We start from the raw sequence: 12,078 nt of genomic DNA, 5'->3' as shown, positions 1-12,078 counted from the left end.
AGAAAGGCTATACAACTCCTAGCAAGGACAAGGAGTCCTAAACAACCAGGATGATATCTCGACTGGGAACAAATCCACTACCAACCTGCAACTGTGCAACCGGAATAGTAAAGAAGTTCAACGCGCCAGTGCTCTGGTTGTAATTAAATCCCTCAGTTGAGGATATTCCACCATATCCACTCTTGGAGATGTTGATTTTATCAACCTCCCAGGGGTGAAAGTCTCTGATTTCATCAACGCCGTCATAGGGCGAGTAAGAAATGAACATATCTGCTCCAGTACCCCCTATAAGCGTGTCGTTCCCAGGCTCACCACCAAGCCGATCGTTGCCAGGACCACCGTCGAGGTAGTCATTGCCAAAGGAGCCAGCCAATTCGTCGTTGCCATATCCACCGTAAAGGGTGTCGTTGCCATACCAGCCATCTAAAGTATCGTTGCCCCCCTCACCGTTGAGTATATCGGCAGAATCATTGCCAGGTCGCCACCAAATGTCACCACCATTGAGGTAATCATCACCTTCGCCCCCGAAGAGGCTATCCATGCCATCTTGGCCATAGATTTGGTCATTATTCTCATTACCTAAGAGGGTGTCATTGCCGGAGTATCCGTACAAGGTATCATTCCCAGAACCCCCATAACCCTTATCGTTGCCCCCCCAGCCAAATATCAGGTCGTTGCCCGCTTCGCCAGAGATAGTATCATTTTGGCCACCACCTTCCAAAGTGTCGTTATAGATTGAACCTCTAATATCAGTCATCGAAGTTTCTCCTTAATTTTGAAGTTTGTTTCCTGGTTTTCTCTAGTTCTCAAAGTTAAGAACCTAGATATTTAAGCAGCATGGGATTAATTTCCTAATTGGTTTAAATCTAACGCTGCACCTGATATATCAACTTTGTCCTGACTGACAGCAAACGTCCAGGACAGTTAGACAGTTAAGTTAGCCACTTATGTGATACTTCATAAATAACCGAGGGATTAAGTTTGGAAGCTTTGCCAGAAAAAGCTTTTAGATTCTTCACCAAGGGTTATATTCAGTGATTCGGTCACTTATGCTGTCATTTAAAAACACAAAAGAGTACCCATTAGGTACTCTCTGAGTTGCATCCGCAATTTCTAACTTAAAGAGTGGTGTGTTTCCCTTCAGTTGTGTACAATTAAATACCGCCGTCAGATTAAGCGAGTTCGGGTAGTTCGTCGTGCTGGCGGCTACACGGAATCTCGTCAGAAATCGAAAACTGGCTAAGTCGATATCTGATGCTGGATCGTCGGCTTTCCCGAACTGGTTAGAATATTTTGGTAAGGTGTTTGGCGTGGTGACGGTTCGAGCGACTGATTGGCAGTACGATCGACTGACTCTTTGAGGATACAAGGGGCGGATTTAGTTAGAATCTAGAATCGGAGCGGGTATACCGCTGCAAAATCTGCCCTCTCGTCTCGTTAAAATGAAATAATCAAGGAAATATCGCGCAGTTGAGTTGAGCCATGAGCAATCGAGAGGGTTTTACAGGGGGATTTATTGCGGGAGCTGCTGTTGGCGGCTTGGTGGGTGCAGTTTTGGGCGCGGTGCTGTCGCGGCGCGCTGCTGAAGCTTTGCTGAGCGAACCTTCAGACGCAAAAACCAGAAAAATCCGCCAGAGGAAAGCCAGCCAACTCGAAGCCGAAGGGATGGAAGTAGCAAGGCTGAGTTTAGAAGATAAAATTGCCCAGCTAAATCAGGCAATAGATGACGTGCGGCTGCAACTCGGCGACGTAAACGGGAACGCGCAAGCGCCGGGCAGCGAGGGTTCGATCGCCCCTGACTCTTAAATCAATTTAAAATTTTAGATTAAGCCCAGGCGCATCTAAATTTTACAGTCAAGGCGCGATGAAATTATTGTGGGGTGTCCCGCCCGCCCAAAAATACAATCTAGATGCCCAACAGCTTAGTCTGGCATATCGATCCCGGCTACTCACATCTTGTACCATTCTCGCTCGCGCAGGCTTCCCTTGCCTGTTCCACCAAGAGTGAATTTTCTTGTGGGGCGGGCAGGAGAACCGCCCGCAAACAGCCTGATGCTCCCACTCTCCCCCTCTCCCCCACCTATGCTAAACTTAAACTTAAAGCGTCTGTAAACTTTACTCAAACTTCAACCAGAATATATGAGTTATTCCATAGGCCTTTTGGCAACCACGCTGTCCACATTTCTGCAAATCTATGTAGTCCTAATGATTTTTAGGGTGCTGTTAAGCTGGTTCCCCAATATCAATTGGTACGACCCCCCGTTTTCGATTTTGAGTCAGTTAACAGACCCTTACCTGAATCTATTCCGATCGATTATTCCCCCCTTGGGAGGGATTGACTTTTCACCGCTGATTGCATTTTTTGTACTTCAGTTCGGCTCAGAATTCTTGATCGGTCTTTTGGGCAACTTGCAAACAGCTTTTTAGTTAGAAAAGCTTAAGTTTTTAAGCCTCTAGCCTAAATTGTTTCGCAGACATAGCTGCCGGCAACTAAATTTTAGATTTGAGATTTTTAGATGAACTCCCCGGTTGAAAAGCTGGGGAGTTCATCGTATATTACAGTTGATATCAATTCCGGTGGCATCGGAATTATATAGTGCGAGCGTCCCCGCTCGCGACTTGGATCGCGAGCGGGGACGCTCGCACTGACATCATGCAAATATATTATTCCAATGCAACCGGAAACGATATGACAAATTGACAGCCACTCAACAATCTAAAATCTACAACAATCGGAAATAGAAAACTGCAGATCGGTTTCACGGGCAGCCAACCCAAAATCTCAAATCAGCAATCTAAAATCTCAAATATTTTCGTTAACGGCGAACCACGCCAGTAAAACCTGTAGCTTTAAATTGCTTGAGCTTCAAAGGTGTTCGTTGATTGGCGGAAACCGAAATTCTGAGCTGAAAATCGCTAACTCCGGGAGGAACTTCTTCTATAGAACCCAAGCGAGTCCGGTTTTGCATCACCGGATTGTCGTCCGCATCATAAATGCGGCCGAAAATATCGGCATTGACAACTGGTTTGCCGCTGGTATTTTCAGCTTTCCCAGTAATCAAAAAGCAGTTAGCTTCCATAGAACTGCCGCTGGTGACTGTTCCTTCTGCCATTTCTGCCGGACATTCGTGATAAGAAAGGTCGGAAAGTTTAATCTGCGTCAGAGCCCAAGCAGGTGGAGTGAATACCAAACTAAAAATTCCAATTAGGCAAGTAGCACAAAAAAGGCTGATAGCTCGAAATTTCATAAATGGCAGCGCAAGTATATTTTAATCCTCAGCTTAGCGCGAATTCAGGCTGAAATTCCTAGTTATACGAATTCTGAAAACTACAGCTACTTTTTTAAGCAATGGCATTAATCTAGCCCTAAATGCTGCCGCAAGGCTTGGCGCATTACATCGACGGGGACGGATTCTTTGTCGAGCCAAATTTTTAAGGCGGCTGCTCCTTGTTGAACTAGCATTTCGAGTCCGTCAATAGCTCGCGCTCCCCGAAGCTGCGCATCTTTGAGAAACTGGGTAGGATTAGGGGTGTAAATTAAATCGTAGACGATCGCACCTGCTGAAATTCGATCGATCGCACCATTCGCAACCGGCGACTTTTCCCCCTGCGGATACATTCCCACAGGCGTCGTGTTCACCAGCAAATCTGCCTGCGAGATTAACATTGACAAATTATCCCAAGTATGCACCTGCAAATTCTGCACGGGCATCGGAGAATTGACCCAACTCTGCTGAAATTCCGCTAAATTTTGTTCGCTGCGGCCGACAACGTGAATCTCTGCACATCCCAATTGAGCGCATCCAGCCACAACAGCTCTCGCCGCCCCGCCATTCCCCAAAATTACCGCTACTTTCTGACTCCAATCGGAACCCCCCCTAGCCCCCCCTTGGTAAGGGGGGGGACAGGATTCAACAGCCCCTGTTTCGTAAGGAGGCGAATTAGATTCAACAGCCGTATTGCCCCTTTCTAAGGCAGAAATCGCGTCTTTAGCCCCCCCTTGGTAAGGGGGGGTTGGGGGGGTTTGCAGCGGTGCGAGAAAGCCTTCAACGTCAGTATTGGTGCCGCACCAACCTTTGTCAGTCAGGTATACGGTATTGACTGCGCCGATCGATCGGGCGATCGGGGAAACGGACGACAGCAGCGGCAAGATTGCTTGTTTGTGGGGAATCGTGATGCTAAATCCCCGAACGCCGATCGCCGCAAATCCTGCAAGAGCAGCTTTTAAATCCCCAGGTTTTACCGGAAACGGCAAATAAACAAAATCGACTCCCAAGTGGGAAATAGCAGCATTGTGCATCGCCGGCGACAGAGAATGTTCGACGGGATGACCAATTACTCCCAACAGTTTAGTAGTGCCTTTAATCATTTTTGTTAGTTGAGTGTTGAGTGTTGACTGTTAACGGTTGACTGTCGATCGGGCAATGCTGTTGACAGTTGACAGTTGACTGTTGACTGTTGACTTTTGTTAGTTTTCATAGCACATCCTGCTACAATAACGCCCTTATTCTTGAGTCCGCTAGAAGTGAACTTCGTTTGACCCAAGAGCGATTTCAACCATCAACTGTCAACTGTCAACCGTCAACCGTCAACCGTCAACTGTCAACCGTCAACTGCCAACTGTTTCCCGAAACTCCTTGGCGTCAGCCAAAATCGGATTGACATCAAACCAGTAATCCTCGCCGTAACGGTATTCAAACACCCAGAGACTGCGCAGCAAGATTTGGTATTTAGTTTCCCCACTCACAGTTTTGGTAGCGGATACTTGGCGCAGCAATTTCCACTCATCCGGTTCGATCGCCAAAGTAAGCTGGTGGCGGCGCTGGACGATCACATTTTCCAAGGTTTCCCGCGACAGAGGAGGGTCTTGTTTTTGCAGACAGCTATACAGCAGTTGCAACAAATTGCGGACATGACCGCCGCTGACTCGACACAGGCGATCGAGAGTTTCGGCAGAGTCGAAAACTTTGCCAACCAAAGCATAGCGCTGCTTCGGCTGCACCGTCGGAAAAGCCCGCGCCAGAACCATCTGCCGCAGCAATTCCACACCCTCAGAGCACTCAGAACCGTCGCTCAACTGCACCGGCACCATCGGCAAAACCTTCGGATCTACCCCAAAGCGATTGGTCAACTGGCCCAAATCGTTAGAGAAAATCAGCACCAAAGGAATTGTATACACGACGTGGCAATTTAGTCTTGCCAACTGCTCGCCGCGATCGACAAACAGGTATTCCGGCTGAAGCCGCCCCGTCGGTTTCGCGCACAGGTGTATGCGATCGAGATTGTCGATAATTACCACAAGTCCCTGTTTTCCCTGGCGTTTTAGTTCTTTGTTAGCCGGTTCTAGCAACTCCTTATTGAGCGCATCTAAAATTACATTAGTTCGCGGCTCCAAATATTGCCTCAACTCCGATCGCAGATTCGGAGCATCTTTCGCTTTAGCAGTAATTTTGCCAATTCCCAACGCCAGAGAAAATTCTCCCTCCGTGCTGGCATTTATTTCCCCCAAACCGGGGACATTAGCTTCAGCGCTCAAGTCTATTTGAGTCTGAAAAACATCAGCAACCCCTTTCAGCAAAGCTTTAAAACCCGTAGGTTGCAGCTTGATTTTCATTTTCTCGATGCTTTCGCTCACCTGACGAGCAACGCTCAACAAAATGTCAGTGATATCGACATCTGCCATGTCTAAGTCTTTACTCGACTCAAAGTAAACAACATGAAATCCTTGCTGCTGCAATTGAGCTTGCAGCCGCAGCAATTCTGTTGATTTACCAGAGCCGATGTGACCGGTGAATAATTGACAGGTGGGCTCGTCAGGGGACAGGCGGCTGATGGTGCGCTCCAATTGTTCTACAGTTGTGCCGCCCCGCACTGAAGAAAAATCGATATAGTATTGTCGGTCTTCTGAATTTGCTACTGCTAGCGTGTAGCTGGGATTGCAAGCTTTATAAAATTTCTGTAAATTTAGTTCCATACCCTGTTCGCTCAAAACTACATTATGCCCTAATAGCTTATTCGTTTCGCTATGGTAATAATCAGCACAACTTATCAACTTATTTTGATGTTTTCTGGGACGATCAATATCTCGATCCGTCCCTAAACCAGCACTCCGAAATTATACTTAATTTTTGCGTACTGGGAATCAATAGAATCAACTAATACCCATAACTAAGTAATTTATCTGCGTACAGCGAGCGCGACTTTATTGACATCAAAGACGAAAATTTGGCAGTAATGTTCTCGGATCGAAGTGGCTATTCGAGTACGGTTAACCGAAGAAACAAAAACAGGTAGTAATATCGTTTCCGGTTGGATCGGAATTATATATTTGGATAGTAAGTGCGAACGTCCATAGCGAACGACAGGGATCGCGAGCGAGACGCTCGCACTACTGTATGATTCCGATTTAACCGGATTTGATATAATTAGGTATCCAGAAACCCGGTTTTTTTAATAATACCTTCGCCATTTTCACAGTAGGTTAGGCCCTTTTAAAGCGAAACCCAACCTACTTTCTTAGAGCATTTTTACTTAGTTCGGCCCGAAGGTGTTGTTTAAGAAACCGGGTTTCTCGGTGTGATATTTTTTTTGTTCTACTTATTTTTGATCGATTCTACCATTTTGTGACCGACACTTGCTGCCGAAGCGGGGTTTTGGCCTGTGACGAGCCTCTCGCTGACGACAACATGAGCCTGAAAATTAGCAACTTTAGTAAAATTAGTCCCGCGTTCAATTAACTTCGACTCCAGTAAAAACGGAACTATGTCAGTCAATCCCACAGCGGCTTCCTCTTCATTAGTAAAAGCAGCCACAGTCTTATTTGCAACCAGGTACTCACCACCAGACAACTTAATATTGACTAACGCGGCCGGCCCGTGACAGACAGCACCCACAATCCCGCCTGCTTCGTAAATAGCAGCAGCAATCCCAGCAAGTTCCTGGTTATCAGCAAAATCCCACATCGCCCCGTGTCCCCAGCGTAGAAAATAGCGCCATATTCTGCGGGGTCAATTTGTGCGGGATTGAGAGTATTTTCCACTCGCGCAACCTGTTGCGAATCGTCTAAAAAAGCCTTATTTATTCGTGTAAGTATAAATTTATTTATAGCAAATGCCAATGCTCGACAAGTAATCCGTGTATCCGTGTCAAAATCACTGTTGTGCTTTGCTGATGATTAGCTTTGAGTGGTATTGCAGCTTTATTGAGGTTTACCGCGTCGGAACCGTATCCGGGGCGGCGCAAGTTCTCCACCTCACGCAACCGGTCCTCAGCCAACACGTCGCAGCAAGAGAGTCAGCTTTGGGAAATCCGTTGTTTCAAAGGACTCCGAGACGGATGGTATCCACGGAAGCGGGAAAAAGACTGTATACTCAAGTTGCTGGTGCGATCGAGAAACTCGAATCAATTCCCCACAAAAACTCAACAGCCCAAACTCCGCAAACAATCAGAATCGGTACGCCCCAAGAATTTTTCACAGAACGAATTCTCGATCGACTACCGCAGGACGATCGCACTTTTTACACAATACAATTTGGGTTAACATCGGAGTTAATCCAACAACTCAAAGCCGGAAAGCTAGACATCGTAATTGCCACCCAAAAAATCACCTGATCCGATATCGAATACGAATTGCTATTTGAGGAGAACTTCTGGCTAGTCGGTCCACCAAATATTGCGATTCCGATCGCCGAAAGAATCAGTCAAGCAGATTTAAACCCACTGTCTCAATGGCTGTTAACCCAAAATTGGATTGCTTACAGTGAAGAATTGCCGATCGCCCGCCGATTTTGGCGCGCGGTGTTTGGCCGAAGAATCGACGTTCAACCCAAACTAATTATTCCCGATTTTAGAGCGATCGGACAAGCCGTGGAATGCGGATTTGGCTTTAGCGTGCTTCCCGACTACTTGTGTGCAGATGCGGTGACAGAAAACCGCTTGACACTTGTACTCAAACCTGCACAGGCTGTTACCAATCGGATTTGGCTGGCTTTTCGGAAATCTGAAAGACAGTTGCCAAAAGTCAAACGGATGCTAGAAATTTGCAAATTTTAATAATTTTATAAATATGAGGCAGAACCTTAGAACAAGAAGGGGAGTTTGGAGGATATGGTGGGGCATAAAGTTATCAAATTATGACAAATCGCCGATCAACTACAATATTCTTCGCAAAGTTGTTATTATAGAATTCATGAGCTAACGGACACAGCCTAAATCAAAGTTTTCGATATTCTTAGATAAGGGTTTATTAATCTTTCGATGAAGCAGCATGGGAAAATTTATCAATCTCAACAACACTCATATCTTTGATATTACTGAGATTCAATCTGTCAAGTTTACAGCAAAAGAGATAGGGACTCTTTTCAGTCATAGCAAGCTAGCCAAACGCTATACTGAACTAACCGGAAAAAAGATTGCTGATGGAGGAACAAAGTTTGATGGGACATATGACCAGATTGAAATTGAGTTAAAAAGCGCTCACATAATTGTGATTGAGGACTTCGATCTGAAGAAATTAAGAGAGTATCTTCTTTCATTGTTAGAATCTGTCATCTATTTTCAGTGTGCAGAATTTAAATATAGGAAGCCAGATTCAAACGTATCTATTGATGGTGAAATACAGGTTAGAGCGCAACTAGAAACTGGAGATTATCCTGTAGACATAAGTGTTAAAACTTATGAGGCAATTGATGTAAAGATAGAAAGATAGGCATTATATCAAATCCGGTAGCATCAAAATTATTAGTTGAAATTAGGACACGGCAGTGCCGTGTCCCTACAATATTATTTTCGGTAGGGACACGGCACTGCCGTCTCCTCTCCTCTATATTATTCCGGTGTAACCGGAATTGATATTACTTCAAACCAATAAAAAAGGGCCGGTAACTATACCAGCCCTTCAACTAATTTTAGACGTTAAATTAGCAGTAATCTAACATCTGAAAACTCAAATCAATCTAGCTTCTGTCAGTAGCAGCCGCAGGCTCAAAACTCGGAACCACAATCTCACCATTCTGCTTAGTCAACTGGTTGTACAGCCTTTCAGTATTCGGGAAATTAGCAGCCGGTAGAGTCGGAAAGCGGCGGTAAGGAACAGTATCCTCGCCAAAAGCCTCCGCATATTCAACGCTGTTCAACATCGCGTTGATAAAGCCCTTAATCCCTTTACTTGCCAAGATTTGGTTGTAAGTCCGAATCTCCGCTTGATTGCGGGGAGCCCGGCCCAAGAAGTGCTTGGTTCCCAACTCAATCACCTTAGTATTCGGATAAGGTGCGTAGAACTGTTTGACGTACAGCGACGAGCAACCCAAAGCCTCAATGAATTCCTTGAGATTGATTTCATTGTTGCCCAGTTTGCTTTCCAACGCCGTGAATTCATTCTTGACAACATATGGGTTGATGTCGCGCTCAAAAACTTGACGGTAAGCAGCTTGAATTAAAGTTTTCAAAGCTACTTTGTCCGATGTAGTCGTCAGCTTGAACACCTTAGTTTGTTCGCGCCGCTTGCTGACACCTTGAGCGAGGCTATTTTGTAACTCGAAATTGCCCCGATCGCCTGCTGCACCCAGTTCAATAAAGCGAGGAGTGTCTGGCGTCTGAGCTTGGACATTTTGCTCAGCGACGGAACCCGATCGCATCGTCCGCATCGACAAACCTGCGGGAGTCACGTAGCGCTCGTAGGGGACAGTATCTTCCCCAAAAGCTTCGTTGTACTCCAGAGAATCCATGATGCCGTCAACCAGCGCGTAGAAACCCTTCTTGGCGCAAATGTCAAAGTAAGCGTTCATTTCCTGACGGCCGTAGGTAGGGCGTCCCAGGAGTCGGCGGTGGATGTACTCGATCGCCTTACAAACGTACAGCTTGCTCCAGTACATATTGCGGAACACGTCAGACTTCGCCAACATCCGAATAAACTCGCGCATCGGAATGTCGCCGTTTTCCAGCTTAATTTCCGCCACCTTTTGGCGCTGGCCGTCGAACACATCGCGACCAAACACTTGCAGGTAAGCAGCCCGAATCACCGCTTGAGTCGAACTTTCGGTAAATTTGACACTGGAAGCACTGCTGTAGCTGCTAGTGCCGACAGAAGCACCGCGGCCAGTCGCTTTTCTCGGAGAAATGTAGCCACCCGGCAACTGGTCTAATTTAAAGACCTTGGGGCCGAGAGAGCCGGGAGCCTTGCCGCGGGCTTCCGGGTTGCTCAATTGGTTTTCAATCCCCGCACCTTGACGGATCAGGATGCGGCGGGTGTCCTTGCCGAAGGGAGCCGGACGGCTCTTGGGGTTGCGAGTTTCTTGCGGGAAAATCGCGCCGAACTGAATTTCTAAGGGGTCATTGCCAACACCGTAAACGTGCTGGTCTGGTAGTGGCTGAGTGTAGCCTGCGAACAAAGTGATGAACTGAGGAACCTTGCGGAACGGAGCGCTGAAATTGAACAAATCAATTTGCGGGCCCCAGTTGCGACATTCCTGAGCTTCTTGGCCCAAACCGCGCAGGTAAGGCACTGTTTCTTCGCCGAAGTAGTCGGAATATTCCTGGGAATAAACCATCGCGTCTACGAGGGCTGCCAGACCGCCTTTACTGACGATCGCGAAATACTTGCTGAACTCCTCCCGCGAGCTCAAACCGCGGCCGAGGAAGTGGCGGGCCGCCAGTTCTACAGCGCGGCTGTTGACAAACGGCTCGTAGAATTGCTGGCGGTACAGAGGAGATTTACCCAGCCGGCGGATAAACTCTTTCATCGAGATTTCGCCGTTTTTGACCTTGGATTCCAGGTCAGAAATGCTTTGGCTGTATGCGCGGGTAATGTCGCGCTCGAATACTTGGCGGTAAGCTGCTTTGACTACTTCTTGCTTTTCGCCCGAAGACAGACCGGCTTTCATGACGAATTTCGCCCGTCGCTCGGCTGCGTTGAAGTAGATTTGAGGCAGTTGCAGCCCTTGCTGGTCGTTGCTTTCGCGCTGCCGCACCTTGTCTGAAGGTGTGGGAGCTTTGAATTCGGTAATTGCTACGTCGAAATACTGTCCGACGATCGCACTTGCCTCTGCATTGTTTTTGAAATAGCCCAAAGATGCAGCCTTCATTTCCTGCATTGCCACAATTGTGGCCGCCGAAGAGCAAGCATTTTCGATGATTTCCCGCAATCCGCGCACGTTCACCGAAATAATGTTCGGGTCGCCCGCGACGATCGCGTAGGTGATGTAGCGCAAAAACCAGCTCAAGTCCCGCAGAGATTTTGTCATGTTGCCCGGGCCGTAGCGCGAGACATTTATCGGCTGAAATCCTGCTGGGATTGGGCCGCCGTAGCCGCCACCGTTGCCAGAAAACAGATTTCCCAGCCCCAAGAAACCACCGCCGCCACCTGAGCCGTTGCCACCGCCTGCGCGACCTTCAACGTAGGTAACAGTTCCCAGTTTCATGCCTTCAGAGACATTCCCCGATCCGCCGCGAGCCGCGCCTGCTACAGCCATCACAGGTTCTTGCGGTCTTTCCAAGAATGCCAGCGGGGAACCGCCGGTAAAAATCCGGTTGGCTGCGCGGGATACTATCAGTTCCGAGTTTTTGGTCAGCGTCGCAGAGATATCGATCCGCAGAGCACCGGAACTGAAATAACTTGCCAGTTCGCTGAGTTCGCCCCGCTGTAGGAAGCGGTCTTGCTGTTCTGCTTGCGAAATCGTTGCGACCGGTACAGTTTGATATAGTTGCGGACGCGCAACCGAGCTTCCACCACTTGCCTTTACAGTCATTAGACTCCTTCGCTCCCTATCTAAATAGTTGCAGCATTTAACCCGACTAACCTTGCCTTCTCATGCAGGGCAAAGTAGGTATTTTTGCTTTGTTTACTTTTTGCCTTTACCTGTCACGAGGTTCCGGCGCGCTTACTTTCTTAGATTAAAATGTTTTGGTTTCATCTTTCTGCCTGCCGGGAAATGTCCGGTCAGAAGGCAGGCACGGGGTACTCCCTCCGCTGCGCTCCGCCCGTACACCCGTGAAAAAAAAGACTTGGCAGGATATTTGACGAGTGGGCGATCGCAGTAAGTGCCGTCAATTAAGGGAAAAGAAAATCAAAAATTTTCTTCT

At 47.4% G+C, this 12,078-nt stretch carries 12 protein-coding genes; 6 read left to right on the top strand and 6 right to left on the bottom strand.

Translation table 11 applies throughout. The annotated features are described in order from the left end of the window. Positions 1-37: 37 nt before the first annotated feature. Complete coding sequence (locus QUA02_RS03575) at positions 38-757, bottom strand: calcium-binding protein (protein ID WP_333025355.1); 720 nt, start codon at positions 755-757, stop codon at positions 38-40. 439 nt (positions 758-1,196) lie between these two features. On the opposite strand from QUA02_RS03575, the gene QUA02_RS03570 reads away from it, so the two are divergent. From QUA02_RS03570 to QUA02_RS03560, 3 genes are all read left to right on the top strand, one after another. Next, complete coding sequence (locus QUA02_RS03570) at positions 1,197-1,361, top strand: hypothetical protein (RefSeq protein WP_333025527.1); 165 nt, start codon at positions 1,197-1,199, stop codon at positions 1,359-1,361. 121 nt (positions 1,362-1,482) lie between these two features. Continuing rightward, the gene (locus tag QUA02_RS03565) at positions 1,483-1,806 is read left to right on the top strand and encodes a ssl2009 family thylakoid membrane protein (RefSeq protein ID WP_333025354.1); all 324 of its coding nucleotides are present in this window, start codon (positions 1,483-1,485) and stop codon (positions 1,804-1,806) included. A 333-nt stretch (positions 1,807-2,139) separates the two neighbouring features. Continuing rightward, positions 2,140-2,427, top strand: coding sequence for a YggT family protein (locus tag QUA02_RS03560; RefSeq protein WP_332983467.1), 288 nt, complete (start codon positions 2,140-2,142; stop codon positions 2,425-2,427). A 389-nt stretch (positions 2,428-2,816) separates the two neighbouring features. Here QUA02_RS03560 and QUA02_RS03555 read toward each other — a convergent pair whose 3' ends face one another. The 4 genes from QUA02_RS03555 to QUA02_RS03540 all read right to left on the bottom strand — a co-directional run bounded on the left by QUA02_RS03555 (position 2,817) and on the right by QUA02_RS03540 (position 6,962). After that, the gene (locus tag QUA02_RS03555) at positions 2,817-3,248 is read right to left on the bottom strand and encodes a hypothetical protein (RefSeq protein WP_333025352.1); all 432 of its coding nucleotides are present in this window, start codon (positions 3,246-3,248) and stop codon (positions 2,817-2,819) included. Between the two features lie 107 nt (positions 3,249-3,355). Continuing rightward, positions 3,356-4,369, bottom strand: a complete 1,014-nt coding sequence (locus QUA02_RS03550; protein ID WP_333025350.1) for a shikimate dehydrogenase — start codon at positions 4,367-4,369, stop codon at positions 3,356-3,358. Between the two features lie 240 nt (positions 4,370-4,609). Beyond that, on the bottom strand, positions 4,610-5,974 hold the full coding sequence (locus tag QUA02_RS03545) for a P-loop NTPase fold protein (RefSeq protein WP_333025348.1): 1,365 nt from the start codon (positions 5,972-5,974) through the stop codon (positions 4,610-4,612). A gap of 619 nt (positions 5,975-6,593) precedes the next feature. Further along, a complete protein-coding gene (locus QUA02_RS03540) occupies positions 6,594-6,962 on the bottom strand; it encodes a type 1 glutamine amidotransferase domain-containing protein (RefSeq protein WP_333025347.1) in 369 nt (122 codons plus the stop codon). 208 nt (positions 6,963-7,170) lie between these two features. Between QUA02_RS03540 and QUA02_RS03535 the strand changes: the two genes are divergently transcribed. From QUA02_RS03535 to QUA02_RS03525, 3 genes are all read left to right on the top strand, one after another. Further along, positions 7,171-7,611, top strand: a complete 441-nt coding sequence (locus QUA02_RS03535; protein WP_333025346.1) for a LysR family transcriptional regulator — start codon at positions 7,171-7,173, stop codon at positions 7,609-7,611. 6 nt (positions 7,612-7,617) lie between these two features. Beyond that, the gene (locus QUA02_RS03530) at positions 7,618-8,052 is read left to right on the top strand and encodes a substrate-binding domain-containing protein (protein ID WP_333025519.1); all 435 of its coding nucleotides are present in this window, start codon (positions 7,618-7,620) and stop codon (positions 8,050-8,052) included. 214 nt (positions 8,053-8,266) lie between these two features. Then, positions 8,267-8,707, top strand: coding sequence for a hypothetical protein (locus QUA02_RS03525; protein ID WP_333025344.1), 441 nt, complete (start codon positions 8,267-8,269; stop codon positions 8,705-8,707). 247 nt (positions 8,708-8,954) lie between these two features. On the opposite strand, the gene QUA02_RS03520 is transcribed toward QUA02_RS03525, so the two are convergent. Continuing rightward, positions 8,955-11,744 (bottom strand): phycobilisome rod-core linker polypeptide, encoded by a 2,790-nt coding sequence (locus QUA02_RS03520; protein ID WP_333025343.1) that lies wholly within the window; start codon positions 11,742-11,744, stop codon positions 8,955-8,957. Between the last annotated feature and the right edge of the window lie 334 nt (positions 11,745-12,078).

Source organism: Microcoleus pseudofavosus SVA1_A4, assembly GCF_036700565.1.
Lineage (GTDB): Bacteria > Cyanobacteriota > Cyanobacteriia > Cyanobacteriales > Microcoleaceae > Microcoleus.
The sequence above is the reverse complement of the archived record's forward strand: the minus strand, read 5'-3'. Positions and strand labels throughout refer to the sequence as shown.

Excerpts from the sequence above, each read along its gene's own strand:
- QUA02_RS03575 (WP_333025355.1), bottom strand. The coding sequence starts at position 757 with ATGACTGATATTAGAGGTTCAATCTATAACGACACTTTGGAAGGTGGT.
- QUA02_RS03565 (WP_333025354.1), top strand. The coding sequence starts at position 1,483 with ATGAGCAATCGAGAGGGTTTTACAGGGGGATTTATTGCGGGAGCTGCT.
- QUA02_RS03560 (WP_332983467.1), top strand. The coding sequence starts at position 2,140 with ATGAGTTATTCCATAGGCCTTTTGGCAACCACGCTGTCCACATTTCTG.
- QUA02_RS03555 (WP_333025352.1), bottom strand. The coding sequence starts at position 3,248 with ATGAAATTTCGAGCTATCAGCCTTTTTTGTGCTACTTGCCTAATTGGA.
- QUA02_RS03550 (WP_333025350.1), bottom strand. The coding sequence starts at position 4,369 with ATGATTAAAGGCACTACTAAACTGTTGGGAGTAATTGGTCATCCCGTC.
- QUA02_RS03545 (WP_333025348.1), bottom strand. The coding sequence starts at position 5,974 with ATGGAACTAAATTTACAGAAATTTTATAAAGCTTGCAATCCCAGCTAC.
- QUA02_RS03540 (WP_333025347.1), bottom strand. The coding sequence starts at position 6,962 with ATGTGGGATTTTGCTGATAACCAGGAACTTGCTGGGATTGCTGCTGCT.
- QUA02_RS03535 (WP_333025346.1), top strand. The coding sequence starts at position 7,171 with ATGATTAGCTTTGAGTGGTATTGCAGCTTTATTGAGGTTTACCGCGTC.
- QUA02_RS03525 (WP_333025344.1), top strand. The coding sequence starts at position 8,267 with ATGGGAAAATTTATCAATCTCAACAACACTCATATCTTTGATATTACT.
- QUA02_RS03520 (WP_333025343.1), bottom strand. The coding sequence starts at position 11,744 with ATGACTGTAAAGGCAAGTGGTGGAAGCTCGGTTGCGCGTCCGCAACTA.